The 26,023-nt window shown below is 68.9% G+C and carries 30 protein-coding genes and 1 pseudogene; 21 read left to right on the plus strand and 10 right to left on the minus strand.

Annotated features, from left to right (window positions below):
- Positions 1-67 precede the first annotated feature (67 nt).
- The 5 genes from ACW4TU_RS29670 to ACW4TU_RS29690 all read left to right on the plus strand — a co-directional run bounded on the left by ACW4TU_RS29670 (position 68) and on the right by ACW4TU_RS29690 (position 4,862).
- Positions 68-1,153 (plus strand): S-(hydroxymethyl)mycothiol dehydrogenase, encoded by a 1,086-nt coding sequence (locus ACW4TU_RS29670; RefSeq protein ID WP_457418016.1) that lies wholly within the window; start codon positions 68-70, stop codon positions 1,151-1,153.
- Positions 1,153-1,785, plus strand: coding sequence for an MBL fold metallo-hydrolase (locus ACW4TU_RS29675; RefSeq protein ID WP_457418018.1), 633 nt, complete (start codon positions 1,153-1,155; stop codon positions 1,783-1,785). Before ACW4TU_RS29670 ends, ACW4TU_RS29675 begins: the two co-directional genes overlap by 1 nt.
- A gap of 270 nt (positions 1,786-2,055) precedes the next feature.
- Positions 2,056-2,418 carry a bifunctional 3-phenylpropionate/cinnamic acid dioxygenase ferredoxin subunit gene (locus ACW4TU_RS29680; RefSeq protein ID WP_457418020.1) on the plus strand — a complete coding sequence of 121 codons (363 nt, stop codon included), beginning with the start codon at positions 2,056-2,058 and terminating at the stop codon, positions 2,416-2,418.
- Positions 2,415-3,581 carry an NAD(P)/FAD-dependent oxidoreductase gene (locus ACW4TU_RS29685; protein ID WP_457418022.1) on the plus strand — a complete coding sequence of 389 codons (1,167 nt, stop codon included), beginning with the start codon at positions 2,415-2,417 and terminating at the stop codon, positions 3,579-3,581. The genes ACW4TU_RS29680 and ACW4TU_RS29685 overlap by 4 nt, the downstream gene beginning before the upstream one ends.
- A 153-nt stretch (positions 3,582-3,734) precedes the next feature.
- The gene (locus ACW4TU_RS29690; protein ID WP_457418024.1) at positions 3,735-4,862 is read left to right on the plus strand and encodes an aromatic ring-hydroxylating oxygenase subunit alpha; all 1,128 of its coding nucleotides are present in this window, start codon (positions 3,735-3,737) and stop codon (positions 4,860-4,862) included.
- 81 nt (positions 4,863-4,943) lie between these two features.
- Here the strand turns inward: ACW4TU_RS29690 and ACW4TU_RS29695 are convergent, their stop codons facing one another.
- The gene (locus ACW4TU_RS29695; RefSeq protein WP_457430387.1) at positions 4,944-5,690 is read right to left on the minus strand and encodes an IclR family transcriptional regulator; all 747 of its coding nucleotides are present in this window, start codon (positions 5,688-5,690) and stop codon (positions 4,944-4,946) included.
- A gap of 201 nt (positions 5,691-5,891) precedes the next feature.
- Between ACW4TU_RS29695 and betA the strand changes: the two genes are divergently transcribed.
- From betA to ACW4TU_RS29710, 3 genes are all read left to right on the plus strand, one after another.
- Positions 5,892-7,571, plus strand: coding sequence for a choline dehydrogenase (gene betA / locus ACW4TU_RS29700; protein WP_457418026.1), 1,680 nt, complete (start codon positions 5,892-5,894; stop codon positions 7,569-7,571).
- 3 nt (positions 7,572-7,574) lie between these two features.
- Positions 7,575-8,411, plus strand: coding sequence for a methylenetetrahydrofolate reductase (locus tag ACW4TU_RS29705; protein WP_457418028.1), 837 nt, complete (start codon positions 7,575-7,577; stop codon positions 8,409-8,411).
- A gap of 248 nt (positions 8,412-8,659) precedes the next feature.
- A complete protein-coding gene (locus tag ACW4TU_RS29710; protein ID WP_457430736.1) occupies positions 8,660-9,259 on the plus strand; it encodes a hypothetical protein in 600 nt (199 codons plus the stop codon).
- Here ACW4TU_RS29710 and ACW4TU_RS29715 read toward each other — a convergent pair.
- Positions 9,226-9,600 carry a winged helix-turn-helix transcriptional regulator gene (locus ACW4TU_RS29715; RefSeq protein ID WP_457416819.1) on the minus strand — a complete coding sequence of 125 codons (375 nt, stop codon included), beginning with the start codon at positions 9,598-9,600 and terminating at the stop codon, positions 9,226-9,228. The genes ACW4TU_RS29710 and ACW4TU_RS29715 overlap by 34 nt on opposite strands.
- Before the next feature lie 77 nt (positions 9,601-9,677).
- On the opposite strand from ACW4TU_RS29715, the gene ACW4TU_RS29720 reads away from it, so the two are divergent.
- Positions 9,678-10,088 carry a RidA family protein gene (locus tag ACW4TU_RS29720; RefSeq protein WP_457416821.1) on the plus strand — a complete coding sequence of 137 codons (411 nt, stop codon included), beginning with the start codon at positions 9,678-9,680 and terminating at the stop codon, positions 10,086-10,088.
- Positions 10,089-10,437: 349 nt separating this feature from the next.
- Here ACW4TU_RS29720 and ACW4TU_RS29725 read toward each other — a convergent pair whose 3' ends face one another.
- Positions 10,438-11,334, minus strand: a complete 897-nt coding sequence (locus tag ACW4TU_RS29725) for a LysR family transcriptional regulator (protein ID WP_457416823.1) — start codon at positions 11,332-11,334, stop codon at positions 10,438-10,440.
- A 185-nt stretch (positions 11,335-11,519) separates the two neighbouring features.
- On the opposite strand from ACW4TU_RS29725, the gene ACW4TU_RS29730 reads away from it, so the two are divergent.
- The 3 genes from ACW4TU_RS29730 to egtA all read left to right on the plus strand — a co-directional run bounded on the left by ACW4TU_RS29730 (position 11,520) and on the right by egtA (position 14,019).
- A complete protein-coding gene (locus ACW4TU_RS29730) occupies positions 11,520-12,266 on the plus strand; it encodes an SDR family NAD(P)-dependent oxidoreductase (RefSeq protein WP_457416825.1) in 747 nt (248 codons plus the stop codon).
- A gap of 84 nt (positions 12,267-12,350) precedes the next feature.
- A complete protein-coding gene (locus ACW4TU_RS29735) occupies positions 12,351-12,665 on the plus strand; it encodes a DUF427 domain-containing protein (protein WP_457418030.1) in 315 nt (104 codons plus the stop codon).
- A gap of 109 nt (positions 12,666-12,774) precedes the next feature.
- Positions 12,775-14,019: an ergothioneine biosynthesis glutamate--cysteine ligase EgtA gene (egtA, locus tag ACW4TU_RS29740; RefSeq protein WP_457418032.1), complete on the plus strand. Its 1,245-nt coding sequence runs from the start codon at positions 12,775-12,777 to the stop codon at positions 14,017-14,019.
- Positions 14,020-14,323: 304 nt separating this feature from the next.
- Here egtA and ACW4TU_RS29745 read toward each other — a convergent pair.
- The 4 genes and pseudogenes from ACW4TU_RS29745 to ACW4TU_RS29760 form a co-directional block, all read right to left on the minus strand.
- A pseudogene (locus ACW4TU_RS29745) lies at positions 14,324-14,557 on the minus strand (hypothetical protein); the annotation flags it as partial.
- The gene (locus ACW4TU_RS29750) at positions 14,545-15,075 is read right to left on the minus strand and encodes an NAD(P)-dependent alcohol dehydrogenase (protein ID WP_457430276.1); all 531 of its coding nucleotides are present in this window, start codon (positions 15,073-15,075) and stop codon (positions 14,545-14,547) included. The pseudogene ACW4TU_RS29745 and the gene ACW4TU_RS29750, both read right to left, overlap by 13 nt.
- 38 nt (positions 15,076-15,113) lie before the next feature.
- On the minus strand, positions 15,114-15,575 hold the full coding sequence (locus tag ACW4TU_RS29755; protein WP_457416827.1) for a cupin domain-containing protein: 462 nt from the start codon (positions 15,573-15,575) through the stop codon (positions 15,114-15,116).
- A gap of 14 nt (positions 15,576-15,589) precedes the next feature.
- Positions 15,590-16,543 carry an AraC-like ligand-binding domain-containing protein gene (locus ACW4TU_RS29760; protein WP_457416829.1) on the minus strand — a complete coding sequence of 318 codons (954 nt, stop codon included), beginning with the start codon at positions 16,541-16,543 and terminating at the stop codon, positions 15,590-15,592.
- 37 nt (positions 16,544-16,580) lie between these two features.
- On the opposite strand from ACW4TU_RS29760, the gene ACW4TU_RS29765 reads away from it, so the two are divergent.
- The gene (locus tag ACW4TU_RS29765; protein WP_457416831.1) at positions 16,581-16,712 is read left to right on the plus strand and encodes a hypothetical protein; all 132 of its coding nucleotides are present in this window, start codon (positions 16,581-16,583) and stop codon (positions 16,710-16,712) included.
- 431 nt (positions 16,713-17,143) lie between these two features.
- On the opposite strand, the gene ACW4TU_RS29770 is transcribed toward ACW4TU_RS29765, so the two are convergent.
- The gene (locus ACW4TU_RS29770) at positions 17,144-17,353 is read right to left on the minus strand and encodes a DUF397 domain-containing protein (protein WP_457418034.1); all 210 of its coding nucleotides are present in this window, start codon (positions 17,351-17,353) and stop codon (positions 17,144-17,146) included.
- Positions 17,350-18,180 carry a helix-turn-helix domain-containing protein gene (locus tag ACW4TU_RS29775; RefSeq protein WP_457430388.1) on the minus strand — a complete coding sequence of 277 codons (831 nt, stop codon included), beginning with the start codon at positions 18,178-18,180 and terminating at the stop codon, positions 17,350-17,352. The genes ACW4TU_RS29770 and ACW4TU_RS29775 overlap by 4 nt, the downstream gene beginning before the upstream one ends.
- 103 nt (positions 18,181-18,283) lie before the next feature.
- On the opposite strand from ACW4TU_RS29775, the gene ACW4TU_RS29780 reads away from it, so the two are divergent.
- The 6 genes from ACW4TU_RS29780 to ACW4TU_RS29805 are packed head-to-tail and all read left to right on the plus strand — an operon-like array spanning position 18,284 to position 21,706.
- The gene (locus ACW4TU_RS29780) at positions 18,284-18,520 is read left to right on the plus strand and encodes a hypothetical protein (RefSeq protein ID WP_457418036.1); all 237 of its coding nucleotides are present in this window, start codon (positions 18,284-18,286) and stop codon (positions 18,518-18,520) included.
- The gene (locus ACW4TU_RS29785) at positions 18,517-18,732 is read left to right on the plus strand and encodes a hypothetical protein (protein WP_457418038.1); all 216 of its coding nucleotides are present in this window, start codon (positions 18,517-18,519) and stop codon (positions 18,730-18,732) included. The genes ACW4TU_RS29780 and ACW4TU_RS29785 overlap by 4 nt, the downstream gene beginning before the upstream one ends.
- Positions 18,716-19,579, plus strand: coding sequence for a radical SAM/SPASM domain-containing protein (locus ACW4TU_RS29790; RefSeq protein ID WP_457418040.1), 864 nt, complete (start codon positions 18,716-18,718; stop codon positions 19,577-19,579). Before ACW4TU_RS29785 ends, ACW4TU_RS29790 begins: the two co-directional genes overlap by 17 nt.
- A 20-nt stretch (positions 19,580-19,599) precedes the next feature.
- Positions 19,600-20,745 (plus strand): methyltransferase domain-containing protein, encoded by a 1,146-nt coding sequence (locus ACW4TU_RS29795; RefSeq protein WP_457430390.1) that lies wholly within the window; start codon positions 19,600-19,602, stop codon positions 20,743-20,745.
- Between the two features lie 49 nt (positions 20,746-20,794).
- Complete coding sequence (locus ACW4TU_RS29800; RefSeq protein WP_457418042.1) at positions 20,795-21,100, plus strand: hypothetical protein; 306 nt, start codon at positions 20,795-20,797, stop codon at positions 21,098-21,100.
- Positions 21,101-21,121: 21 nt separating this feature from the next.
- On the plus strand, positions 21,122-21,706 hold the full coding sequence (locus ACW4TU_RS29805) for a TerD family protein (RefSeq protein WP_457418044.1): 585 nt from the start codon (positions 21,122-21,124) through the stop codon (positions 21,704-21,706).
- Between the two features lie 165 nt (positions 21,707-21,871).
- On the opposite strand, the gene purU is transcribed toward ACW4TU_RS29805, so the two are convergent.
- Complete coding sequence (gene purU, locus ACW4TU_RS29810) at positions 21,872-22,753, minus strand: formyltetrahydrofolate deformylase (RefSeq protein ID WP_457418046.1); 882 nt, start codon at positions 22,751-22,753, stop codon at positions 21,872-21,874.
- Between the two features lie 242 nt (positions 22,754-22,995).
- Between purU and ACW4TU_RS29815 the strand changes: the two genes are divergently transcribed.
- Complete coding sequence (locus ACW4TU_RS29815) at positions 22,996-24,468, plus strand: aldehyde dehydrogenase family protein (protein WP_457418048.1); 1,473 nt, start codon at positions 22,996-22,998, stop codon at positions 24,466-24,468.
- 20 nt (positions 24,469-24,488) lie between these two features.
- Entirely contained in the window at positions 24,489-25,601 is a 1,113-nt protein-coding gene (locus ACW4TU_RS29820) for a quaternary amine ABC transporter ATP-binding protein (RefSeq protein WP_457418050.1), read from the plus strand.
- Positions 25,602-26,023 lie beyond the last annotated feature (422 nt).

Here is a 26,023-nt window from a genome sequence, read left to right on the forward strand (position 1 = left end):
GCGTGCCGTAATAAGCAACGCTCGGCTCGGGTCTCGTATCAGGTTTCGCATCAGCCGAGGAGTGGCCATGACTCACCAGGTCCGTGCTGTCGTCGCGCGGGGCAAGGGCGCCCCCGTCGGCCTGGAGACGATCCTCGTGCCGGACCCCGGGCCGGGCGAGGCGCTGGTGAAGATCCAGGCCTGCGGGGTGTGTCACACCGACCTGCACTACCGCGAGGGCGGAATCAACGACGACTTCCCCTTCCTGCTCGGTCACGAGGCGGCCGGGGTCGTGGAGTCGGTCGGGGAGGGAGTCACGGACGTGGCCCCCGGTGACTTCGTGATCCTCAACTGGCGTGCCGTGTGCGGGAACTGCCGGGCCTGTCTGCGCGGGCGCCCGTGGTACTGCTTCAACACGCACAACGCCAAGCAGAAGATGACCCTGCTCGACGGCACCGAGCTGTCGCCCGCGCTGGGTATCGGCGCGTTCGCCGAGAAGACCCTCGTCGCGGCCGGGCAGTGCACCAAGGTCGACCCGGCCGCCTCCGCCGCTGTCGCGGGGCTGCTCGGCTGTGGGGTGATGGCCGGTATCGGCGCCGCCATCAACACCGGGAACGTCGGACGCGGCGACTCCGTCGCGGTCATCGGCTGCGGTGGGGTCGGGGACGCGGCGGTCGTCGGGTCGAACCTGGCCGGCGCCGCGAAGATCATCGCCGTCGACATCGACGACAGCAAGCTCGCGACCGCCCGCAAACTGGGCGCGACCCACACCGTCAACTCCAGGGAGACCGACGCCGTCGAGGCGATCCGTGAGCTGACCGGCGGCAACGGCGCCGACGTCGTCATCGAGGCGGTCGGCCGCCCGGAGACGTACAAGCAGGCCTTCTACGCCCGCGACCTCGCCGGGACCGTGGTTCTGGTGGGGGTGCCGACGCCGGAGATGAAGCTTGAGCTGCCGCTGATCGACGTCTTCGGGCGCGGTGGCTCGCTGAAGTCGTCCTGGTACGGCGACTGCCTGCCCTCCCGTGACTTCCCCATGCTCATCGACCTCTACCTCCAGGGCCGCCTTCCCCTGGACGCCTTCGTGACCGAGACCATCGCGCTCGACGAGGTCGAGAAGGCGTTCGACCGGATGCACGGCGGCGACGTACTGCGTTCGGTGGTGGTGCTGTGATGGCCGGCGCCCGTATCGAACGTCTGGTCACCTCGGGCACGTTCTCGCTCGACGGCGGCACCTGGGACGTCGACAACAACGTGTGGATCATCGGCGACGAGAGTGAGGCGATCGTCATCGACGCCGCCCACGACGCCGACGCCATCGCCGAGGCCCTCGGTGGTCGCACCCTCCGGGCCATCGTGTGCACCCACGCCCACAACGACCACATCGACGCTGCCCCCGCCCTCGCCGAGCGCACCGGCGCCCCGATCCTGCTCCACGGCGACGACCTGCCGCTGTGGAAGCAGACCCACCCGGAGCGGGCGCCCGACGGCGAGCTGGCCGAGGGCCAGGTCCTCACCGTGGCCGGTGTCGAGCTGACCGTGCTGCACACGCCCGGTCATGCCCCGGGCGCGGTCTGCCTGTACGCACCCGCCCTGAGCGCCCTCTTCAGCGGCGACACCCTCTTCGCGGGCGGCCCCGGGGCCACCGGCCGCTCCTACTCCCACTTCCCGACCATCGTCGACTCGATCCGGGACCGGCTGCTGACCCTGCCCGGCGACACCGTCGTATACACAGGGCACGGGGACACGACCACCGTCGCCGCCGAGGCCCCGCACCTCCAGGAGTGGATCGACCGCGGCTTCTGACCGCCCGGTCCGTCCAGCGGTCCGTCCATCGATCCGTACGCCCCACCCCGGGGGGCTTTGCTGCCCGATGCCTGTCCGAGCTGCTCTGAAGCACTCGTTCCGGCATCGGGCTTGCTTGGTTTCACGTTGTGCAATGTGAGCGAAGTTGTTCAGGGCGCAACTCAAATCGTGGCTCATCCCGGTCCCTGGACTTCTTGACAAGGGTTCTGGGCGCCCTCAAACTGACGTTGCGCTTACCGCAATCCGTTTCGCTATACGCACCGAGGTGTCATGATGATTCCCGCGTGCCGTCTCGTGGATCTCCCGCGAGGTGAGGCCTTCCGGCTCGACATCGACCCGCCCGTCTCGGTGTTCCACACCGACGACGGCGAGGTCTTCGCCATCGACGACACCTGCACCCACCAGGATGCCTCGCTGGCCGACGGCTGGCTGGAGGGCTGCGAGGTGGAATGCCCGCTGCACGCCTCGAAGTTCGACCTGCGCACCGGCGCGGTCGACTCCCCGCCGGCCAAGCTGCCGGTGCGGACGCACGAGGTCGTCGTCGAGGACGGCATGATCCATGTACGGGTGTCCACGGACGCCCCCAACCTGCCGCCCTGTGTCGCGTCCCGGCTCGCCGGGGGTCCCGCGTGAGGACGGTGGCCGTGGTGGGCGCCTCGCTGGCCGGACTGTCGGCGGCGCGCTCCCTGCGCAAGCAGGGCTATGACGGACGGCTGGTTCTGATCGGCGACGAGGCTCACCGCCCGTACGACAGACCGCCGTTGTCCAAGGAGTTCCTGGCCGGAACCCTCGGTGAGGCGGATCTCGGACTGGAGACGGACGGCGAGGACCTGCGCGCGGAGTGGCTGCTGGGCACCCGCGCAACCGGCCTCGACCGCACCGACCGGTCCGTCCGCCTCGCCGACGGCCGGGAGGTCCGCGCCGACGGCGTCGTCATCGCGACCGGCGCCGCCGCCCGCACCCTCCCGGGCGCCGACGGCCTGGCCGGTGTGCACACCCTGCGCACCCTCGACGACGCCCGCGCCCTGCGCGACGAACTGGCCCGCGGCGGACGGCTGGTGGTGATCGGCGGCGGCTTCATCGGCGCCGAGGTCGCCTCCACGGCGTACGCCCTCGGCCTCGACGTGACGGTGATCGAGGCCGCCCCGACACCGCTCGCCGGACCGCTCGGCGAGGCCATGGGTGCCGTCGTCTCCGGCCTCCACGCGGACCACGGCGTACGGCTGCTGTGCGGCGTCGGGGTCAAGGGGCTGAGCGGGGAGCGCCGGGTCGAGGCCGTTCTGCTGGCGGACGGACGCAGCGTTCCCGCCGACATCGTCGTCGTCGGGGTGGGCGCGCGGCCCTGCGTCGACTGGCTGGCAGGGTCCGGCGTCGCCCTCGAGAACGGCGTCAAGTGCGGCGCCGACGGCCGCACCAGCCTCGCCGGTGTGGTCGCGGTCGGCGACTGCGCCAACTGGTACGACCCCCGGGTGGGCGCCCATCGCCGGGTCGAGCACTGGACGGGCGCGCTGGAGCGTCCCGCTGCCGCCGTGGCCACGCTGCTGGCCGGCGGTGCGGTGGAGCCGGGGGTGCCCCGGCCGCCCTACTTCTGGTCCGACCAGTACGGGGTGAAGATCCAGTTCGTCGGCCATGCGGGGGGCGCTGACAGTGTGACGGTCGAGGAAGGCGCGGTCGGCGACCGCGATGTCCTGGCCGTTTACCGGCGGGCCGGGGAGCCGGTCGCTGTTCTCGGGATGAACCAGCCTCGGCTTTTTGTGCGGTGGCGCAAGCAGTTGGCTGTGCCGGGAGTGCGGTGATTTTGGCTGCGGGCCCGGTGGAGGCTCCCCGTCGCGGCGGAACCGCAGATCAGATACAGCCCCGCGCCCCTGGCGGGCCCGCCCCTCAAGGGTGCTACGCGATACCCAGTTGACCGATCCACACGACCACGACGTTTCTCCGAGGAGTGCACCGTGACCTCGACCAGTCTGCCCGACAGTCTGATCGCGACCCTGCCCGGCTCCTCCTACACGGACGCGGGGATCTTCGCGCAGGAGCAGGAGCGCATATTCGAGACCATGTGGTTCTGCGTCGCGCGCGCCTCCGAACTGGCCAAGCCCGGCGCCTTCCGGACCGTCGACGTGGGCCGCGAGAGCATCCTCGTGACACGGGCGCGGGACAACTCGATCCGCGCCTACTTCAACGTCTGCCGGCACCGCGGCGCCAAGCTCTGCACCGAGGAGACCGGCGAGGTCAAGCGGGCCTTCCAGTGCCCGTACCACGCCTGGACGTACGGCCTGGACGGCAAGCTCGTCGCCGCGCCCAACCTCACCAAGATGCCCGACGTCGGCCGTACCGAGTACGGCCTGGTCGGCGTGGCTGTCCGGGAATGGCTCGGCTATGTCTGGGTCTGCCTCGCGGAGAACCCGCCCTCCTTCGAGGAGGACGTCATCGGGGAGGTCATCGGCCGGCTCGGTGACGTCGAGTCGATCGAGCACTACGACATCGACAACCTCTCGGTCGGCAAGCGGATCGTCTACGACGTGAAGGCCAACTGGAAGCTCATCATCGAGAACTTCATGGAGTGCTACCACTGCGCCACGATCCACCCCGAACTCACCGAGGTGCTCCCCGAGTTCGCCGACGGCTACGCCGCCCAGTACTACGTCGGCCACGGCGCCGAGTTCGGCGGCGAGGTCCAGGGGTTCACCATCGACGGCTCCGAGGGCCTCGACCGCATCCCGGGCGTCGCGGAGGACCAGGACCGCCGCTACTACGCGATCACCGTCAAACCGCAGGTGTTCATCAACCTCGTACCCGACCACGTGATCTTCCACCGGATGTACCCGGTGGCCGCCGACCGCACGATCGTCGAGTGCGACTGGCTGTATCTCCCGCACGTCGTCGAGAGCGGCAAGGACGTCAGCCGGTCCGTGGAACTCTTCGACCGGGTCAACCGCCAGGACTTCGAGGCCTGCGAGCGCACCCAGCCCGGAATGCACTCCCGGCTCTACGCGAAGGGCGGCGTCCTGGTCCCCAGCGAGCACCACATCGGCGCCTTCCACGACTGGGTCAACGAGCGGCTGGGCACGCGCCCTTGAGGGGTGCGGGGCTGTAGCCGCTCTGCGGCTCCGCCGCGATGGGGGAGCGACCAGCTCCCACCTGGCCCGCTGCCGACGAACTCAGCCGAGGTACCCCATACGGTGGCTGATCTCGGCCGCCCCCTTGACCAGCAGCGGCGCCAGCTCGTGCAACCGCTCCGCGGTGAACCGGTAAGAGGGCCCGGACGCACTCACCGCCGCGACAACCGTCCCGGTGTGGTCCCGGATCGGTGCCGCCATCGCGTGCAGCCCTATCTCCAGCTCCTCCTGCGTCCACGCGTACCCACGCTCGCGCGCCTGGGCGAGGTCGTTCTCCAGCTTCGTCTTCGCCGTGATGGTGTGCGGGGTGACCTTCTTCAGGCCGGCCCCGTTCAGCAGCGCGGCGCGCTCCTTCGCGGGGAGGTGGGCCAGCAGGACCTTGCCGCTGGAGGTGGCGTGCAGCGGGGTCAGCTGGCCGACCCAGTTGTACGCGCTGACGGCACCGGGGCCGCGTGCCTCGAACAGGTTGACGGCGTAGTGCTCCTGCATCACCGCGATGTTGACGGTCTCGCCGATCTCCTCGGCGAGCTGTTCGCACACCGGGCGGCCCTGCTGGGTGATGTCGATACTGCCCGTGACCGCCCCGGCCAGCCGCACGATGCCGAAGCCGAGACGGTACTTGCCGCGCTCGCCCGCCTGCTCCACCAGACCGCGCGCCTCCAGGGCGCCGAGCAGCCGGAAAGCGGTGGATTTGTGAACATCGATCTCGGCGGCGACCTCGCTGACGCCTGCCTCACCGCGCTGGGCGAGAATCTCCAGAACGCTGATCGCGCGGTCGACCGACTGCACTCCGCCGGCCTGTGAATTGGACGTTTCGGTGTCTGTGCTGTGGTTGCTCACAGCGAAACTATACGCGCGGTAAACAACACCGTTGCAAGTAACAACACCGAAACCAAGAGCTTGCATGTTGCGTGTCCCGCAACCTGGTGCGTATGGCGCTACTGGATTAGCATGCCTCGCGTATCTACGGCGCGAGCGAGACGAGACATCATGGCTCCCCTGCAATACGACTTCGTCATCGTCGGCGGCGGATCGGCCGGCAGCGCACTTGCGAACAGGCTCTCGGCGGACCCGGCGAACCGGGTGCTGGTCCTGGAGGCAGGCCGGTCCGACTATCCGTGGGACGTCTTCATCCAGATGCCCGCGGCCCTCACCTATCCCATCGGCAGCCGGTTCTACGACTGGAAGTACGAGTCCGAGCCCGAGCCCCACATGGGCGGCCGGCGCGTCTACCACGCGCGCGGCAAGGTGCTCGGCGGCTCCAGCAGCATCAACGGCATGATCTTCCAGCGCGGAAACCCCCTGGACTACGAGCGCTGGGCGGCCGACCCCGGCATGGAGAAGTGGGACTACGCGCACTGTCTGCCGTACTTCCGGCGCATGGAGAACTGTCTCGCCGCCGACCCGGACGACGAGTTCCGCGGCCACGACGGCCCCCTCGTCCTCGAACGCGGCCCGGCCACCAACCCCCTCTTCGGCGCCTTCCTGAAGGCCACCGAGGAAGCGGGGTACGCGCCCACCGACGACGTCAACGGGTACCGGCAGGAGGGCTTCGCCAAGTTCGACCGGAACGTCCACCGGGGGCGCCGGCTCTCCGCCTCCAAGGCGTACCTCAAGCCCGTCCGGAAGCGGCCCAACCTCACCGTCACCACGCGCGCCCTCGTCACCCGCGTCCTCTTCGAGGGCAAGCGGGCCGTCGGGGTCGAGTACCAGCGTGGCAAGGGGAAGCCCCAGCAGGTCCGCGCCAAGGAGGTCATCCTCTGCGGCGGTGCGATCAACTCCCCGCAGCTGCTCCAGCTGTCGGGCGTCGGCAACGCGGAGGAGCTGAGCGCCCTCGGTGTCGACGTCGTCCACGACCTCCCGGGCGTCGGCGAGAACATGCAGGACCACCTGGAGGTGTACGTCCAGTACGCCTGCAAGCAACCGGTGTCCATGCAGCCGTATCTGGCGAAGTGGCGCGCCCCCTTCATCGGCCTGCAGTGGCTGTTCCGCAAGGGCCCCGCCGCCACCAACCACTTCGAGGCCGGCGGCTTCGCCCGCAGCAACGAGGACGTCGACTACCCCAACCTGATGTTCCACTTCCTGCCCATCGCCGTCCGCTACGACGGCTCCTCGCCGGCCGGCGGCCACGGCTACCAGGTGCACGTGGGCCCCATGTACTCCGACGCCATCGGCTCCGTGAAGATCAAGAGCAGGGATCCGCGCGAGCATCCGGCGCTGCGCTTCAACTACCTCTCCACCGAGCAGGACCGGCGGGAGTGGGTCGAGGCGATCCGGGTCGCGCGCAAGCTCCTCAGCCAGCCGGCGATGGCTCCGTACAACGACGGCGAGGTCTCGCCGGGGGCGAAGGTGGCGACGGACGAGGAGATCCTCGACTGGGTCGCCAAGGAGGGCGAGACGGCCCTGCACCCGTCCTGCACCTGCAAGATGGGTCCTTCGGCGGACGAGATGGCCGTTGTCGACCCGGAGAGCATGCGGGTGCACGGTGTGGAGGGGCTGCGCGTCGTGGACGCCTCCGTCATGCCCTACGTCACCAACGGCAACATCTACGCGCCGGTGATGATGATCGCCGAGAAGGCCGCCGATCTCATCCTCGGCAAGCAGCCGCTGCCCGCCTCCAAGGCCGCGTACTACCGCCACCGCGACGCCGACGCCCAGCAGGCGGGGTAGGCGTTGGGGACCTCAGGGCTGAGGGCGCTGCTTGAGCGCGTCCGGTACGAGGTGCTGCCCACGAAGGCGACCGAGGAGAAGGTACTGGCCCACGTGCCGCGCGACGTCGTGATCACGGTCACGGCGTCGCCGGTCAAAGGGCTGGAGCCGACCCTCGATCTCGTGGGTCGGCTGGCGGCGCAGGGGTACCAGGTGGTTCCGCATGTTCCTGCCCGGCTGCTGCGGGACGACGCGCACCTGAAGGACGTCGTCGACCGGTTGCGGGAGATCGGGGTGGACGACGTCTTCGTGCCGGCGGGCGACGCGGATCCGCCCGCGGGGGCCTACGAGGGTGCCCTGCCGGTGCTGCGCAGGCTCGGTGAGCTGGGTGGCCCGTTCACGCAGGTCGGTGTCACCGGCTACCCCGAGAGCCATCCGCTCATCCACGACGACGTCACCATCCAGGCCATGTGGGACAAGCGCGAGCACGCGACGTACATCGTGAGCAACCTGTGCTTCGACGCGCGCGTGCTCGGGGAGTGGGTCGGCCGGGTGCGGCGCCGGGAGGTCGCGCTGCCCGTGTACGTGGGTGTCGCGGGGCCTGTGCAGCGGGCGAAGCTGTTGTCCATGGCGACGAAGATCGGGGTGGGGGAGTCGACGCGCTTCCTGACGAAGCACGCGTCCTGGTTCCTGCGGTTCGCGGCGCCCGGGGGGTACTCGCCGGAGAGCCTGCTCTCCCGGGCGGAGGACGCGCTCACGGCGCCCGGGGCGGGGGTGGCGGGGCTGCACCTGTTCACGTTCAACCAGGTCGCGGAGACGGAGAGGTGGCGCTGCGCGCTGCTGGACCGGTTGGATGGCTGAGGGCCGCTTGAGGGGTGCCCTGGGTTCGGTGGGCCTTGCGGGGGGCTGCCGCCCCCGGACCCCCGCTTCGGCCCTGAAGGGGCCTCGTCCTCACGGGCCTTGCGGAAAATTGCTTAGCCGCAGGTCAAAGGATCGCCTCACTTGGGCCCGGGAACGCCTCTCCCGGTTTTTCGGAACGCATAGGGCGTCGTTGCAGGTCAGCTGAGTTACCTGTTGGACTGCGGAGCGGTAGCGCCTCCTTTCCCGCCGTGTTCACGCCTCGCTGCCCTCCCACCAGCACCACCGGTCGGCCGCTGCTCCTGATCGCCGGCATCATCGTCCTCGTCGAACCCGCCCCGTCCGGATCACGCCGACACCGAACGGTGCCGGTCGCCACCGTGAACAACCTGCTCTTCCCCGGCACCCGCCAGGCCATCCAGGTCAAGCGCCGCCGCACGGACCGCAAGACCACTATCACGACCGTCTACGCCGTCACCAGCCTGGCTGCCGAACAGGCCACATCCGCCCAGATCACCACGCTGATCCGCGAATACTGGAAAGTAGAGGCCCTGCACCACGTCCGCGACACCACCTTCGTGGAAATCGCCTCCCAGCTGCGAACCGGCAACGCGCCGCGCGCCATGGCCACTTGGCGCAACGTGGCCATCGAGACTGGCCGGCGGCACCAACACCGCAGCCAGCCCCCGCCGCATTGCCCGCGATCCACGCCGACCGCTCGCGCTCCTCGGACTCACGTGATCACCAAACGGACGTCATGCGACGACGCCGAGCCCTGTCCCCCGCCCCGGCGCCCGGCCGAGGCTGGGGAGGGAGATCAGGGGCCTGCTTCTTCTCCCCGCGTGTCGTAGGTGTCGCGTGCTCGTGTGATGGCGGGCATGTTCTCCGAGGTCCACGCCAGCAGTGCGTCGACGGGAGATCGAAGGGTCTTGCCCAGTGGTGTGATTCGATATCTGACCGCCACCGGGCGGGTGGAGACGACCTCGCGCTCGATCACGCCGTTCCGTTCGAGTCGTCGAAGTGTCGCGGTCAGTGACTTCTGTGTGACCTGGGGGACGGCTCGGCGCAGTTCGTTGAAGCGGCACGGCCGTTCGCAGAGCTCGTTGAGGACGCTGAGCGACCACTTGTCGAGGATCTGGTCGAGCAGTTCGCGGTGCGAGGAGTCGATGCGGAGGTCGTCGTCGGTATCCATGGCGAAACCTGGTCTCGTTGAAGTGTCCTTCTTCTACTAGGTAGCTTAGGAATACCTAGTTCAAAGGAGACATAGCCATGACTGTTCAGCACTTCACGCCCGAAGGCATGCTGCAGCCGGTCCCGTACCACCACGTCGCTGTGGGCACCGGAACGAAGCATGTCCACGTCAGCGGCCAGATCGCGCGCCGGGCCGACGGGACTCCGGTCGCGCCCGGCGATCTGGCCGGGCAGGTCGCCCAGGCGCTGCGCAACACCTCCGTCGGGCTGGCGGGCGCGGGCGCGTCGTTCGCGGATGTGCTGCGCCTGACGTTCTACGTGACCCGGTGGGGCCCGGAGAAGATCGGCGACTTCATGGCCGGCGTGGAGGCCGTCGCCAAAGAGATCGGGCTCCGGCTTCCCATGCCGCCCGCCTCCCTCATCGGTGTCGACTCCCTCTTCGAGCCGGATGTGCTCGTCGAGGTCGAAGCAACCGCGCTGCTCGGCTGATTCCTGGGGCGGATCCTTCCAGCCTCGCCTTGGCGAAGTCACCTTGAAGGGCGACGGTGATCGGCCCATCGAAACTCATGTTCGGCACGAACCACCGCGGGCAAATCATTGGCACCACTCCGGTGCCGAAGCACAGAGCCTCGTCGTCCTCGGCTTCCTCCTCGTCCAGAACGCCACCAGCGCCGCCCGCTGCCAAGAAGACCCCACCTATGCCGACGCAGGCACCGAGACCAGCAACGGTGACCGCAAACCCGGCCGATCATGAACGAGGCTGAGGCGTCAGCCCACCACCCCGCCCCGATACCCTGTCAAGGATCGCCACCTCAGTCCCGGTCCCCCTAACGGAGTCCTACTGGCAGAGAAGCCCTGCGCCGCACCAGTTCTGCTGGTGGAGATGGTCGAGCATGGCCGCCTCTGCCGCACCCGGATTGCGCCGTACACCGACGAGGACGGGCTCGGTCAGGGAGGGCAGTAGGGGGCAGGCCAGTTCTTCGAAGCCTTCGGGGACGGCCGAGGCCGGGACCACGGTGACGCCCAGGCCCTGCGCCACGAGCCGCACCGCGGTGGAGATCTGTGACGCTCGGGCCACCGTGTGCGGGCTGAGGCCGGCGTCGGCGAGCAGGCGGGCGAGGTAGTCGTCGAGCAGGCTGGCGCGCCGGAACCGGATCCATCCCTCTGACGCCAGGTCTTCCAGGCGCAGGGCGGCGCCGTCGGAGAGAAGCGGGTGCCCCTTGGGCAGGACGGCGACGTAGGCTTCCTCGCCCAAAGGGTGGATGTCGAAGGTGCACCCGGCGGGGAAGCGGTGCACGAGGATCATGTCGAGGGTTCCCTGGCGGACCAGTCGTTCCATGTCCGTGGGATCGGGCTCCTCGTGGAGAGTCACCTGCAGCTTCGGGTGGCGGTTGCGCAGTTGCCCCAACACCTGGGGCAACTGGCGTGCTCCCAGGCCCATGTGGACAGCCATGATGAGTTCGCCCGCCAGTTCCCCGTCGGCGGCGCGTGCGGCCATGACGGCGCGCCGGGATGCGGTCGTCGCGATTTCCGCCTCCGCGAGGAAGGCCCGCCCTGCCACCGTCACCGTCACCCCGCTCGGGGTGCGGGTGAACAGCTGCACCCCGAGGTGCTTCTCCAAGGTGCCGATCTGCTGCGACAGAGAGGGCTGAGTGACCTGCAGACGTTCCGCTGCCGCTGTCATGGAGCCCTCGTCGGCGACGGCCAGGGCGTATTCGTACTGGCGCAGGTTCATTCGAAATCCAACCTTCGACATGACATAGGAGATGTCAATGCAGAGTATACGTTGCCACTATTTGCCTCTATGTCAGGCCGGTCCTACCGTGGTGCACGCACGGCGCGGCCACCAGGGCAGGAGGGAAGCTGCCGCCCGATCTCGGCGCGCGCCGTCAGACATTTTTTCTTTTTGAGGAGCACACCATGGATTTCGAGGGCAAGAGCGTGCTGATCACGGGTGCGGGGTCGCGAGGAGGTATCGGCGCCGCGACGGCGCACGTGTTCGCACGCGACGGGGCGTCGGTGGTGATCACCGGCCGCAACGCTGAGCGCGGGGCCGAGGTGGTGGACGACATCACCGCCGGCGGAGGAAAGGCCCGGTTCGTCCTCGCCGATCTGAGCGATCTCGCCGACGTCGAGCGGTTGGCCGAGGAGGCGGGTGAAATCGACGTGCTGGTCAACAACGCGGCAAGCTACAGGGCCAGCATCAAGCCGACCCTCGACCAGGACAGCGAAGCCAACGCGGAGTCATGGGACACCAACGTGCGCGCCACCTTCGTCCTCAGCACACGACTCGTCCGGGGGATGATCGAGCGGGGCGGCGGCAACATCATCAACATCAGCAGTATCGCCGCCGCGATCGCCATGCCGCACATGGCGACGTATGGAGCGCAGAAGGCGGCCGTCGAATCCTTCACCCGCAGTTGGGCCGCGGAGTGGGGCCGGTACGGCATACGCGTCAACGCGGTGGCCCCTGGGAACGTGAACAGCGACAACGTGGTGGACTTCATCGGCGCCGACCAGTTCACGACCTGGTCCGAGGTCAACCCGCTCAAGCGCAACGCCACGCCCGAGGAACTCGCCGAGGTCATCGCGTTCGTGGCGAGCGAGCGCGCGAGCTTTGTCACCGGCCAGGTGATCGTGGCCGACGGTGGTCGCCTCGCCGTCTGAACGACGCGGCGACCACCGCCACCACGAAGGATCCCTGGGCCGGACCACCACATTGAGGTCGTCGAGAACTCCAGTCTGATCCGGGTGGTCACTCGGGACGGCAGGAAGGTCGTCGCCGAGACGACCTCTGCCGTCACGCTGACCGAGGCCGGCTGTCCGGCCGTTCATTACATCCCCCTGGCCGATGCCGACCAGGCACTTCTGGAGCGGACAGACTCCCACACCTACCGCCCGTACAAGGGCGAGGCGTCCTACTACAGCCTCGTCACCCCCGAGAAGAAGACCGCGGACGCGGTGTGGTTCCACGAGGAGCCGTTCGAGGCCGTGGGGGCGATCACCGGCCGCGTCGCCTTCTACCCCGAGCACGTTGAGATCACCTCCGGGGCCGTCTCCAACTGACGGCCCCGCGCGGGGGTGGAGCGGTTTCCCCCTCGACACGCCACTCCACCCCTGCGCCCGGACCGACACCCACCTGACCCGCACCAGATTGTGTGAGAGGAGGACAGAAATGACCGAACTGACCCTGGAAGAGGCGGAGGCGTATGTGCTCGGCGTGTGTTTCAAGACCGGCCCCCCTGAGCGGATCGGGGTGGAGACGGAGTGGCTGGTCCAGGACCGCCACAACCCTCGGCTGCCGATATCCGTCGACCGGCTGAACGCCGCCCTCGCGTCGATCGAGGTGGCAGGCGCCCTGCCCGGGGGCAGCAGGCTCACCCGTGAGCCGGGCGGCCAGCTGGAGCTGAGTTCCCCGCCGGCCCTCACGCTCGGCGCGTGCGTCGAGATGATGACCGCGGATCTCGCCGTACTGCGCACGGCAGTCGAGCAGGCCGATCTGACACTCGTCGGCCGGGGCCTCGACCCCTATCGCGAACCGCCTCGCGTGCTCGACCACCCCCGCTACCGGGCCATGGAGAGCTTCTTCGACCGCGAGGGCCCCTGGGGCCGCGACATGATGCGCCGCACCGCATCCGTACAGATCAACCTGGACTCCGGCGAGGACTCCCGCGGCGTCGGCGGCTACCGCTCCCGCTGGGAACTCTCCCACCGTATCGGTCCCGTGCTCGTCGCCGCCTTCGCCAACTCCCCGATACAGGACGGGTGGCCCACCGGGTGGCTGTCCAGCCGGCAGGACGTCTGGTCCCGGATGGATGCCGGTCGTACCCGCCCGCCCCGATACCACTCCGACCCACGTGTGGCCTGGACCCGCTACGCGCTCGACGCGCAGGTGATGTGCATACCGGGCGACCTCAACGGGGACTGGTCCGCGCCCTCCGGCTTGACCTTCCGCGCCTGGCTGCGGGGCGTACCCGGGCTGCGGCCGCCGACCCTGGCCGACCTGGACTACCACCTCAGCACTCTGTTCCCGCCGGTCAGACCGCGCGGCTGGCTGGAGTTGCGGATGACCGACGCGCAGAACGGCGACGACTGGGTCGTGCCGACTGTGCTGGCCGCGACGCTCCTGAACGACCCGGTGGTGGCCGATGCCGCCTACGCGGCAACCGAGCCACTCTGCCCGGACCCGCAGCGGCCCGTCCCCTCCCACGACGTCTGGCTGCGGGCGGCCCGCACCGGCCTCGACGACCAGGACCTCGCCAAGGCCGCCCGCGCCTGCTTTGCCGCGGCCGACAGCGCCCTCGCCGTTCCCGGCACCCCGGCGGTCCTGCGGCATGTCCTGACCGATTTCGCCGAGCGCTACACAGAGCGCGGCCGTTGCCCCGCCCATGACCATCTGGACGCGCTCCGCCGGACCTGACCCCCGCAAGGCATGCCATGACGAACGCCCCCACCTCCAGTGCGGCCCGAAAGGGGTCCGCCGCCGCCCCCACCGCCACACCAGTCCCCGACGCATCCGCTGCCCCGGCAGACTCCGAGACGCCTCTGCGTACGCCCCAGACGCCGTCGGCCGCAAACCGCACCGCGCTGGAGGCTGCCCGGCGCCGGACCCTGAGCCGGGCCGACCCAGTCACCGACACGAAGCGACTGGCGTGCGTCGGTGGGAGGGGCACCCCCTTCGGCCTTCGAAAGATCCGGCACCGCGGTGACCGCGGCCTGCCTGTTCAGCCGAGGTGAAGGCTGCTCAGGGCCGTGGTCCAGTCGGTGACGATGGCCTGCTGTGCGGCGGCGAGGGTGACCTGGCTCTTACAGATTGCGGTGTGAAGTTTCGTCTCCACCGGATCCTTCGCGCTGTTGACCCCGGAGCCCTTCTTGTGACCGGGGTCGGCCGGCTCCACCCACAAGTTGCGGTAGTCGTTTGGGTCCCCGCCCAGCTGCAGGCTGATCAGGTGGTCGTGTCGACGCCGAGCTCGCGGACCTCGTCGGTCGCGGTGTCGCGGCAGCTGCCGGCGACCGAGGCTCCCCGCGCCCGGGCGAACTGGACGGCGGCCCGGCCCACCCCGCCCAGGCACCCGTTGACGAAGACCGCCGGCCCGGGCCGGACCTCCGCCGTGGCCTGGTAGGCGGTCACGCCCACAGTCGGCAGCGCGGCGGCCTGCTCGTACGAAAGGTCCACCGGTTCGAGCACGACCGCCTTCTCCGGGACCGTCACCATCTCGGCGAACGCCCCCGCCTGCCGGAACCGAGCCCCGCCGAGTACCGCGTCGCCGGCCTTCAGGCGGGTAACGCCGGCGCCGACCACCTCGACAACTCCGGCGACGTCGTGCCCCATCGCCCGGGGAAAAGGGCAACCGGTCAACAGCTTCATCTCGCCGTTGCGCATCTTCCAGTCCAGCGCATTGGAAGCCGCCGCCCGGACGCGGACGAGAACCTCATCCGGACCCGGGCGTGGTGGCTCGAACTCAGCGAGCCGCATCACCTCCGGGCCGCCGTAGCGGTCGTACTGAAGGCGCTTCACGAGGCGTATTCGTTCGAGATCTCGGTGGCGTAGTTCTTCCAGAGCGGTTGCATGGTCTCGGCGTTGACCGGCTGCCCGGAATCGATCATGGCCTTGAAGTCGCGGAAGTACTGCACATACAGGTCCGGCGTGAACGTGTTAAGCATGACCGCGTTCTCGTCGCCGACGTTGGCGAACGTGTGCGGCGCCCCGGTCGGCACGATGACCCAGGTGCCCGGCCCGGCGTCGTATCGGTCCTCGCCGACGGTGAACCGGAACGTTCCCGCCAGCACGTAGAAGCCCTCGTCATGCTGGGCGTGGCGATGCTGCAACGGGCTCGGGGTGCCCGGCGGAATGGTGACCTCGGCGAACCCCAGCCGGTGGTCGGTGTGCTCGCCGTTCTCCAGGATGCGGATCTGCTGCGCCCCGCTGCCGAGGATCTCGCCCTCACCGGGGCGGACGATGTTTACCTTCGCCACGACTTCTCCCATTGCTATTGCCTGCCTTGGTCACCACCATCCTGTTCCGGGCCGGCCGTGCGCGTCTTGGTCGTCTGCGCACGGTTGCTGGTAACCAGTGCACGGGCGTTGTAGCCGTACGTCGCCTTGAAGAGCTTGCTGAAATGGGTGGGATCGGAGAACCCCCACCGGGCGGCCACGGCGGTGACCGTACGTCCGCTTCCGGTCAGCTCGGCCCGGCAGCGTTCCAGGCGGCGACGCCGGATCAGGGCCGCGACGGTGAGCGGCTGGTCCTCGAACAGCTTGTGCAGCCGGCGTACGGAGACGTGGTGGGCGGCGGCGATGCCGGGCGGGGAAAGATCGGGATCGGCCAGCCGGGCCTCGATGTAGCCGGCGATCCGGTTCCGCAGCCACTCGTCCGGGACCGGTTGCTCGTCGCCGAGCCGGGCCTCCAGGGCGACGGCGATCAGCTCGACGACGGCCGCCGCCGACCGCAGCGCCTCCGCCTCGCGGAACTCGGTCGCCGACCGCGCCAACTCCCGGGCCAGCACGGAGACGAGAGCGCCCGGACCGTGCCTGCCGTCGATGCGTACGCCGACGAGCCGGTCGATCTGCGCGGGCCGGATCCGAAGCTCCCGGCGCGGAACCAGGATAGTGACGTGCGCCGCGGCGGTGCTTTCGAACCGGAGCGTACGCGTGGGATCGAGCAGCACCAGGTCGGCCGGCCCGAGTTCGGCGTCGCCGCGTCCCTGCTCGATCCGCGTCCGGCCCCGGGTCATTACCTTGACCGCCAGGTTCTCGCTGTCGGCGGCGTCGCGCTCCCGCCCGATACAGGCGCTCTCGGGCGTGTCGAGGGAGACCAGCCGCAGCGGCCCGAGGTCGCAGGTGGCGACCCGGCCCCGGAAGCCGGCCCCGGCCAGCTTGTTGACCAGCGGCGGAAACCCGCTGGCGGCCAGCTCATCCTGGAACGTCTCAAGGTTGCCGATCACCGGTCGACGATAACGGCGACTCCTCCGCTCGGGCACGGTGTTCGGCTGGGATCACAGCGGCGCAGGGCTGCATCTGCCCTACCAGGCTTTGGTGCACGCGGGGGACGGCTCGGTCGCGCCGGCGACCGACGGCCGGTTCATCGACGAGCCCAGCTCGTCCTACGGCTGAATGAACTGACCCGCAAACAGAAAACCGGCGACAAAGCCGTGCACTCTTCTGCCGCGATCCAAGCGTCACGGATAGTGACGGTTTGGCCGGTGCCAGCGGTGTCATGAGTGGGCGCGTTGTCGCTTCGCATCCTGACTCACCTCCTCCTCACCCAGAACGCCACCAGCGCCGCCCGCTGCCAAGAAGACCCCACCTACGCCGACACAGGCACCGAGACCAGCAACGGTGACCGCAAACCCGGCCGATCATGAACGAGGCTGAGGCGTCAGCCCGCCACCCCGCCCCGATACCCTGTCAAGGATCGCCACCTGAGTGGCGGTCCCCCTTGCCGAGCCGGGGCGACTAGTTACTCAGAGTATTCGGGCACGCTTCACGCGAGGCCCCGTCCTCACACGCCGGACGGGCTGAGGGGGCGGGCAGCCGGCCTGTGGTCAGAAGGTGCCGAACTCTCCGGTCCTGACGCCCGCCACGAAGGTGGCGAACGCGCCGACGGGGAAGTCCAGAACCAGGCCGCTCGGGTCCTTGGAATCACGGACGGGGACTGTGCCGCGCGACGCGGCGAGGTTGGCGGCGACCTGGACGCACTGGCCGCCGTTGCTGCTGTAGGAGGACGTGAACCAACGCGGATTTTCGGTCGTCACGAGGTGCCCCTTCGTACCTGGTTGATCATGGTCACGGAGGCCGCCTGCGAGAGCGCTTCGGCCTGTAGCTGATGGTAGGCCGTCAACATGGGCTGTACGAACTTCATATCGCGCTCCAGTCGCCCCTGTTGTGCGGACTCGGCGTACGCGATGTGGGATCTGTCAGCGAGGGTCAAGAGCGTCACTGGCAGGTCGAACGCTCGCCGCTCGCCGAGATCGTACGGAGCGACCTGGAGGACCGTGGAGGGCAGCTCGGCGAACGCGGCAAGCCGTTCCAGCTGCGCCGCCATGACCTCTGGGCCGCCGACCGGCCGCCGTACGCAACTCTCGTCCAGAACCGCGTAGATGAACGGTGCGGGTGCCCGCTCCAGTGATGCCTGTCGCTGAGCGAGGAGCGTCAGCCGTTCCTCTCCCTGTTGCTGCGTGATCGCTCCCCGACGAACGGCGCCTGTCGTGATCGCTGCCGCGTACTCCGACGTCTGGAGGAGTCCCGGCACGATGCCAATCTCAAAGAGTCGGATCTCTGCCGCGTTCACCTCCTGCGCGACGTACTCCGGGAATCCCTCCAGTAGGGCGGTCTCCCGCAGGGCCTGTTCTTCGCGTTCAAGCTGATCACCAGTCCTCAACGCCTTGTCGGCACTTGCGGCGAAACGGGGAGTTGGAGACCTGCGACCAGTTTCGACGGCCGAAATATGCGTTCCCGAATACCCCATGCGTACGCCTAACTCGTCCTGCGTCCAGCCTCGTTCATCCCGCAACCTGCGAAGGCGCTCCCCGAACTTTGCGACCGGCGAACTCTCGGGGTCCAACGTCTTCCGATTCAACAGATCCCGCCCAACTCTCCGTGCAGCCGACGCAAGTTGAAGACTAGCCAAGCCTAGGCCACGCTGAATCCCCTTGGTAGTGGAACGACTACGGAGAGGAGTGGTGATGCCTGGAGGAGATGTTCTGGTACCGGCGCCCGGCACGCTCGTGGTGGACCTCAGGGGTGAAGCCCGTGTCGGGGAGTTCCGGGGTACGGCAGGCCCGTACTGGTCACTGCGTCCGGTCTGCGGCGGAACGGAGTGGGACGCGGACCCCGAGCATGTCCGCCCCGCCACACCCGCCGAGCGTCTCAGCGCCAGGACAGCGCGCGAGAACGCCAGAAGCCGGGGAGAGGTGGCGTGACGCACAACAACACGGCCGCGCCCGCCGGTTCGGCGGCGCTCACCGAACTCGTCGCGTGTCCGGACTGCCAGGAACTCGACCGGGCCGAAGCCGTCGCCAGAGCGGAACGGGACGCGAGCAGGGTGACCGACTGCCGTGTGCTGCGCGCTCGGCACCGGGCCGGCTCTCAGCACAATGACACTGGAGAAGGCCAGAATGCCGACGCTCATTGAGCCACCCACCCGCGAACCGCTCCCCGATGTCCGGTCGCTCGAACTGGAGATCACCGGCAAGTGTCAACTCGCCTGTGTGCACTGCCTGTCCGAGTCCAGCCCGCAGGCATCCCACGGCGACATGACCCCCGAGGACTGGCGAACGGTCATCATCGACGCTGCCGCCCTCGGCATCCGGACCGTTCAGCTCATCGGGGGTGAGCCGACGGTTCACCCGCAGTGGCGGGAGTTCACCGAACTCGGGCTCTCGCTCGGGCTGCATGTGGAGGTGTACTCCAACTTGTTCCACGTCAACCCCGTGTGGTGGGACCTGTTCATGCGGGACGGGGTCACCCTCGGGACGAGCTACTACAGCGACGACCCCGGGGAACACGACCGGATCACGGGGAGGACGGGCAGCTATGTCCGTACTCGGTGCAACATCCGGGAGGCCGTCAACCGTGGAGTGACCGTGCGGGCCGGAATAGTGGACATTCTGCCAGGGCAACGCGTCGCCGAAGCACGGGCCGAGCTGGAATCCATGGGAGTGACGCTCATCAACACGGACCAGGTACGGGCGGTCGGGCGGGCCGCGCTGCCGGGTCGGACGCCGACGCTGGATGAGATGTGCGGGCGGTGTACGAGAGGACGCGCGGCGGTTCTCCCGAACGGGGATCTTGCCGGATGCGTGCTGTCGCGCGTTTTCCCGGCGGGCAACGTGCGACAAACCCGGCTCGCCGATCTGCTCGGTGGCCCGCAGTGGGCGGAACTCGCGGCGAGCGTCCCCGCCCCGCGTGTCGCGTGCACTCCGAACGACTCGGGCGACTGCGACCCTGCTGGCACCGAAGCGTGTGACCCCGCGTACTGATGACTGAGAGGCTCGGCGACATGGATTGGGAGAAGAGAGCGGCAAGGCTCGCCGACCAGGTGGCCGATCCGGATTCCCGGTGGCTGCCGGTGGTGGCGGCCGTGCCTCGGCACGAGTTGGTCCCGCGCTGGTGGGACGTGGACGACTCGGGTGCGTGGGTTCTCCGCGAGGGGGGAGACGACCTGGACGCATGGGCCGAAGCCGCTTACGCGGACCGGTCGTTGGTCACCAGGGTCGGTGGCCTGCATGCCGACCACGCGATGCCCGGCGATCGCCCGGAGGGGCTGCCCACCTCGTCCGCCACGCTGCCGAGCCTGGTGGTCCGGATGCTTCGGCATGGGCGGCTCGGGGCGGGGCTGTCACTTCTGGACCTGGGCACCGGAGCCGGCGGGCTCACCGCGTACGCGTCCTGCCGGATCGGGGACCGGTACGTGACGAGCCTGGACGTGGACGCGTACCTGACCAACGCGGCGGCCTCCCGGCTCGCCGACATCGGCCTGCACCCCAAGTTCGTCACTGCGGACGCGACGAAGCGCGTACCTGGCACGTACGAGCGGATCGTCTCCACGGTCGGGCTGCCCGCCGGACCGGGTCTGCGCCCTGTACTCGCGGCTCTCGCCACGGGCGGACGGATCGCGACGACGCTCGGGCGCACCTCACTCGTCATCACCGGCTGGAAGCACGCCAACGGCGATGTCCTGGGGCGGGTGGAACGTGACACCGCCGGGTTCATGCTCACGCGCTCGGGGGACGACTACCCGCCCGCTCTCACCGAGTTGTTCGCCACCGCGCGAAAATCGGACGGTGACGAGACCGGCACGGGCCGCTATCCCGTGGTGGATGTGGCGAACGCGTGGGAACTGCGATCCATGCTGGAAGTCACGACACCGGGAGTGGAACTCGCCTACGAACAGCGCGACCGGACCCGCACCGCCTATCTGGTCCACGCCGACGGCTCATGGGCCCGGGCGTCCGCCGAGCGGACCGACCCGCCGGAAGTCCACCAGAGCGGCCCACAACGGCTCTGGACTGCGCTGGAACGTATCCGGAACCGCCTCAACGCGGAAGGGTCGTTGCCGCTGCTCGGCGCTCAAGTCCGCATCACTCCTGACGGGGTGTGCCATCTGTCCCGCGGGAGGTGGAGCGCTGCCATGGGCGACCGATAGGGCCCCCGGGGCTTGACCAGCTCTCTTTTGTGCGAGGTTCAGCCTCCATGTGCGTTCTCAGACATCGGCGGTGTGCTGTGCGTCGGCCCTGGCCACGATTCCGGGGGCGGGCCACGTGCTGGCCTTCTACGGTGTGCCCAACGAGTTCGGGCTGGACCGCTGGCTGCTGGAGTACCAGGACCAGGAGTCCGGGCGCTCCGCCCTCCTGCGGCCCATCCAGGACGCCACCCGGGCGATGGCCATGTTCTACTCCGCCTCGGCCGACTTCGACGTCGACCCACATAACAGCCCTGCTCGGGAACCGTGGCCAAGGAGTCTCTGGTCATCATGGGGGCCCCTTCTGGGACCTCGGTGAAAGCCCAGGCAGTATGGGCCCATGATTACGCTTACGAAGGAAGACGGCCCGGCGGACCTGGACGGGGTGACCCATCTGTCCATCGGGGCCTCCTGGGACCCCACCTCCGGCGCGAGCGGCGGAGTGATGGGCAAGCTCCGCCGCAAGACCGGCACCGACCTCGACCTGATCGCCATCGCCCTGCACGACGGCGACCCGGTGCGTCTGGCGGGTCTCGACTCGCTCGACCCCATCGGCAACGGCTCCCTGCTCCACAGCGGGGACAACCAGACGGGGCACGGGGACGGTGACGACGAGACCGTCACGGTCGAGTTCGCGAAGATCCCGCCCCACATCACCTCGATCGTGTTCGTCGCCGCCGCCTACAAGAAGGGCAGTTCCTTCCAGAAGGCGCGCAACGTCAGTTTCAAGGTGTACGACGCGAGTGGCGGCAGCACCCAGCAGGTCGCCGACATCTGGCCCAGCATGCTCACCACGGACAACGGCTGCGCCGTCGCCAAGGCCGTGCGGTCCGGCACCGCCTGGAAGCTCGAGGTGATCAACGTGACGGGGAAGATCAAACAGGGCGACGAACTCGCCCTGATGCGCTTCGCCGCAAGCAAATAGACGTACGTCGCAGGGAGTGAGAGGTCGTCGGCCCGTAGCCGGCGACCTCCCTGCGGACACTCACTTCGGTTGGTGACACCACTTACCAGCATCAGGCGGACGGACCGCGTGCGAGGTGTCCAGCGTTGTATACGGACGCGCACCTCTCACGCGCGGACGCACCCCTCAGCGAAACACCACCGTCCGGCTCCCCTCCACCATCACCCTGCTCTCGCTGTGCCACTTCACCGCGTGCGCCAGCACCTGTGCCTCCACGTCCCGGCCCACCGTCACCAGCTCGTTGGGGTCGAGCGAGTGGTCCACCCGCACCACGTCCTGCTCGATGATCTGGCCCTCGTCCAGGTCGGGCGTCACATAGTGCGCCGTCGCGCCCACCAGCTTCACCCCGCGGTCGTACGCCTGCTCGTACGGGCGCGCGCCCTTGAAGCTGGGCAGGAAGGAGTGGTGGATGTTGATGGCCCGCCCCTCCAGCTCCTTGCACAGGTCGTCGGTGAGGACCTGCATATAGCGGGCCAGCACCACCAGGTCGATGTCCAGCTCACGCACCAGCTCCAGCAGCCGTGCCTCCGCCTCCGGCTTGGTGTCCCGGGTCACCGGGATGTGGTGGAAGGGGATGCCGTAGCTCTCCGCCAGGCCCTCGAAGTCGCGGTGGTTGGAGACGATCGCCGGGATCTCGATGTTGAGGCCGCCCGTGCGGCGGCGGAAGAGCAGGTCGTTCAGGCAGTGGCCGAACCTGGACACCATGATCAGGGTGCGGGTCGGGGTCGACGCGTCCCGCAGGGTCCAGGAGATGCCGTAGGCCTCGGCGACGGGGCCGAATCGGTAACGCAGGTTTTCCAGGTCCGCGTTCGGATCGGAAACATCGAAGTGGACCCTCATGAAGAAACGGCCCTGGAGTCGATCATCGAACTGCTGGCTCTCCAGGATGTTTCCCGAGTTCCGGACGAGAAAGCCGCTCACGGCGTGGACCAGTCCCGAGCTGTCGGGACACGAGAGGGTGAGGACGTACTCGCTGCCAGTTACGGGTCGAGGAAACTTAGGGGACACGTCGGCCTCCGTTGGTGCGTATTGCACAACATGGTGAGCGATACGCAACATGGTCGGCTCGGCGACCGCTCCGGTCAAGGGCTGTCGGGTAGCTGCGCCCGCCCTGCTGGGCCCCTGATGACCCCCTGTCGAAATCGTCATCCGCCAACTACTTGACGTATGTCCGCACATTCGCCAGGGTGTTCCACCACAAGCAATTGGGTGCACGATGCGCAACGAATTTCTGTTGAAAGGCTTGGCGCGTGGCAGACCTGTATGTGGACGGTGAATGGCGGGAGCCGGTGGCCGGTGGCCGCCGCGAAATACGATGTCCCGCTGACGGCAGGCTCGCCGCGACCGTCTCGGAGGGGACCCGTCCCGACGCCGAGGCCGCGATCGCCGCCGCCCGCCGCGCCTTCGACACAGGACCCTGGCCGCGTACTCCCGAACGGGATCGCGGCCAACTGCTGCTGCGCACCGCCGACCTCATCGAGCGCGACGCCAAGGAGTTCGCCCGCGCCGAGTCGCTGGACACCGGCAAGCGGCTGGTGGAGAGCGAGTACGACATCGCCGACGTCGTCTCCTGCTTCCGCCACTACGGCGGGATCGGGGGCACGGACGCCGGCCGCGTGATCGACACCGGGCGGGACGACGCCGTCAGTCGGGTGGTGTACGAGCCGGTGGGTGTCTGCGGGCTCATCACTCCCTGGAACTACCCCCTCCTGCAAGCCAGTTGGAAGGTCGCCCCGGCCCTCCTCGCCGGCAACACGATCGTTCTCAAGCCGAGCGAACTCACTCCCTCCACCTCGATCCTCCTCATGAAGGCGCTCGCCGAGGCCGGGCTGCCCGCCGGCGTCGCCAACCTCGTGCTGGGGGCCGGGCCCGAGGTCGGCGCTCCGCTCTCCGAGGACACGGCCGTCGACATGGTCTCCTTCACCGGGGGACTGGAGACCGGCAAGCGCGTCATGGCCACCGCCGCCGCGGGCGTGAAGAAGGTGGCCCTGGAACTCGGCGGCAAGAACCCCAACGTCGTCTTCGCCGACGCCGACTTCGAGACGGCCGTCGACTTCGCCCTCACCGCCGTCTTCCTGCACTCCGGGCAGGTCTGCTCCGCCGGTGCGCGGCTCATTGTCGAGGACTCGCTGCACGACCGGTTCGTGGACGAGGTCGTCCGGCGGGCCCGGCAGATCCGGCTCGGCGGGCCCTTCGACGCCGAGGCCGAGACCGGCGCGCTGATCTCCGCCGGGCACCTGGCGAAGGTCGAGGCGTATGTCGCCACCGGGCTCGCCGAGGGTGCCGTACTGCGCTGCGGCGGTGAGCGGCCCACGGATCCCGCACTCGCCGACGGCCACTACTACCCGCCCACCGTGCTCGACGAGTGCACGCAGGACATGCGGGTGGTGCACGAGGAGTCCTTCGGACCCGTGCTCACCGTCGAGCGCTTCAGTGGCGACGAGGACGACGCCGTACGCATCGCCAACGACACCGAGTACGGCCTCGCGGGCGCCGTGTGGACGCAGGATGGCGGGAAGGCCCAGCGGGTCGCCCGGCGGCTGCGCCACGGCACCGTGTGGATCAACGACTACCACCCCTATGTGCCGCAGGCGGAATGGGGTGGTTTCGGGCATTCGGGTGTGGGCCGGGAGCTGGGACCGAGCGGCCTGGACGAGTACCGAGAGCCCAAGCACATCTGGCAGAACATCCAACCCCGGCCGCAGCACTGGTTCCGCGGCTGAACGCCGAAAAGAGGTCGATCGTGACCCCAGTACAGACCGAGGTGCCGCAGCGGCGCGGCACGCCCCAGGACTCGGACGGCACGCCGGTCATCTCCGTGCGCGGCCTGTGGAAGGTGTTCGGGCCGAAGGCCGACCGGGTGCCGGAATCGGAGGAGCTGTGCGGGCTCACCCGGCGCGAGCTGATGGACCGTACGGGATGCACCGCCGCCGTACGCGACATCGACTTCGACGTGGCGCCCGGCGAGGTGTTCGTCGTCATGGGTCTGTCGGGTTCCGGCAAGTCGACCCTGGTGCGATGTCTCACCCGGCTGATCGAACCGACCGCCGGTGAGATCGTCTTCGAGGGCGAGAACATCCGCGACGCCGACGACAAACGCCTGCGTGAGCTGCGCCGCCAGAAGTTCTCCATGGTCTTCCAGCACTTCGGGCTGCTTCCGCACCGGCGGGTCGTCGACAACGTCTCCTTCGGGCTCGAGATACGCGGGATGGGCCGGGCCGAGCGAATGAAGCGGGCCCTGGAGGTCGTCGAGCTCGTCGGCCTCTCCGGGTACGAGAACTCCTACCCCGACCAGCTCTCCGGCGGTATGCAGCAACGCGTGGGCCTGGCAAGGGCGTTGGCGGGCGATCCGGAGGTTCTCCTCTTCGACGAGCCGTTCTCGGCGCTCGACCCGCTGATCCGGCGGGACATGCAGAACGAGGTCATCCGGCTGCACCACGAGGTCGGCAAGACCATGGTGTTCATCACCCACGACCTCTCCGAGGCACTCAAACTCGGCGACCGCATCCTCATCATGCGCGACGGCAAGATGGTCCAGTGCGGTACCGGGGACGAGCTGGTGGGCGCTCCCGCCGACGACTACGTACGCGAGTTCGTGAAGGACGTGCCGCGCGCCGACGTCCTCACCCTGCGCTGGATCATGCGCCCGCCGGTGGACGGCGACGCCCTCGACGGCCCCGAGCTGGGTCCGGACGTCGTCGTGCGGGAAGCCACCCGGGCTGTCCTGGCCGCCGAGAAGCCGGTCAAGGTCGTCGAGAACGGCAAGCTGCTCGGCATCGTCGGCGACGAGGAGATCCTCGCGGTCGTCGCCGGACAGGAAGTCGCCGGACAGGGACAGGAAGGCGGCGCGCGATGACCGTCGCCATGGAGAAACCCCCGACACCGGAGCCGCCACAGCCGGCGGACGCCGTGCCCGAGGCCGCCGCGCCCGTCGCCGCCGTACGCCGGGTCAGCCGACGCATGGTGGTCGGGGCGATCCTGGTCGTCTGGCTGGTGCTGTTCGCCGTACTGCGCGGTACGAACACCCTGACGCTCGCGGCGGCGGACCTCACCGACCTGCACCGGTGGCTGAACGACGTCTACGACTCGATCGGCGCCAACCGCAACTCCAGCCCGCTCTTCCTCTACTTCTTCAACGAGATCCGCCTGGTCATCGACAACCTGGCGACCTTCGTCCAGCATCTGATCTCCCAGCCGTCCGACTCGCGGCCGCTGCCCCAGATCGGGTGGCTCGGGGTCGTCGGCATCGCCGGGTTCGTGTCCTGGGCCGTGGGCAAC

It is taken from the genome of Streptomyces kryoterrae (genome assembly GCF_054072135.1).

Coding starts and splice junctions, on each gene's coding strand:
- ACW4TU_RS29670 (WP_457418016.1), top strand. CDS start 68: ATGACTCACCAGGTCCGTGCTGTCGTCGCGCGGGGCAAGGGCGCCCCC.
- ACW4TU_RS29675 (WP_457418018.1), top strand. CDS start 1,153: ATGGCCGGCGCCCGTATCGAACGTCTGGTCACCTCGGGCACGTTCTCG.
- ACW4TU_RS29680 (WP_457418020.1), top strand. CDS start 2,056: ATGATGATTCCCGCGTGCCGTCTCGTGGATCTCCCGCGAGGTGAGGCC.
- betA (WP_457418026.1), top strand. CDS start 5,892: ATGGCTCCCCTGCAATACGACTTCGTCATCGTCGGCGGCGGATCGGCC.
- ACW4TU_RS29715 (WP_457416819.1), bottom strand. CDS start 9,600: ATGGATACCGACGACGACCTCCGCATCGACTCCTCGCACCGCGAACTG.
- ACW4TU_RS29720 (WP_457416821.1), top strand. CDS start 9,678: ATGACTGTTCAGCACTTCACGCCCGAAGGCATGCTGCAGCCGGTCCCG.
- ACW4TU_RS29725 (WP_457416823.1), bottom strand. CDS start 11,334: ATGAACCTGCGCCAGTACGAATACGCCCTGGCCGTCGCCGACGAGGGC.
- ACW4TU_RS29730 (WP_457416825.1), top strand. CDS start 11,520: ATGGATTTCGAGGGCAAGAGCGTGCTGATCACGGGTGCGGGGTCGCGA.
- egtA (WP_457418032.1), top strand. CDS start 12,775: ATGACCGAACTGACCCTGGAAGAGGCGGAGGCGTATGTGCTCGGCGTG.
- ACW4TU_RS29750 (WP_457430276.1), bottom strand. CDS start 15,075: ATGCGGCTCGCTGAGTTCGAGCCACCACGCCCGGGTCCGGATGAGGTT.
- ACW4TU_RS29780 (WP_457418036.1), top strand. CDS start 18,284: ATGCCTGGAGGAGATGTTCTGGTACCGGCGCCCGGCACGCTCGTGGTG.
- ACW4TU_RS29790 (WP_457418040.1), top strand. CDS start 18,716: ATGCCGACGCTCATTGAGCCACCCACCCGCGAACCGCTCCCCGATGTC.
- ACW4TU_RS29795 (WP_457430390.1), top strand. CDS start 19,600: ATGGATTGGGAGAAGAGAGCGGCAAGGCTCGCCGACCAGGTGGCCGAT.
- ACW4TU_RS29805 (WP_457418044.1), top strand. CDS start 21,122: ATGATTACGCTTACGAAGGAAGACGGCCCGGCGGACCTGGACGGGGTG.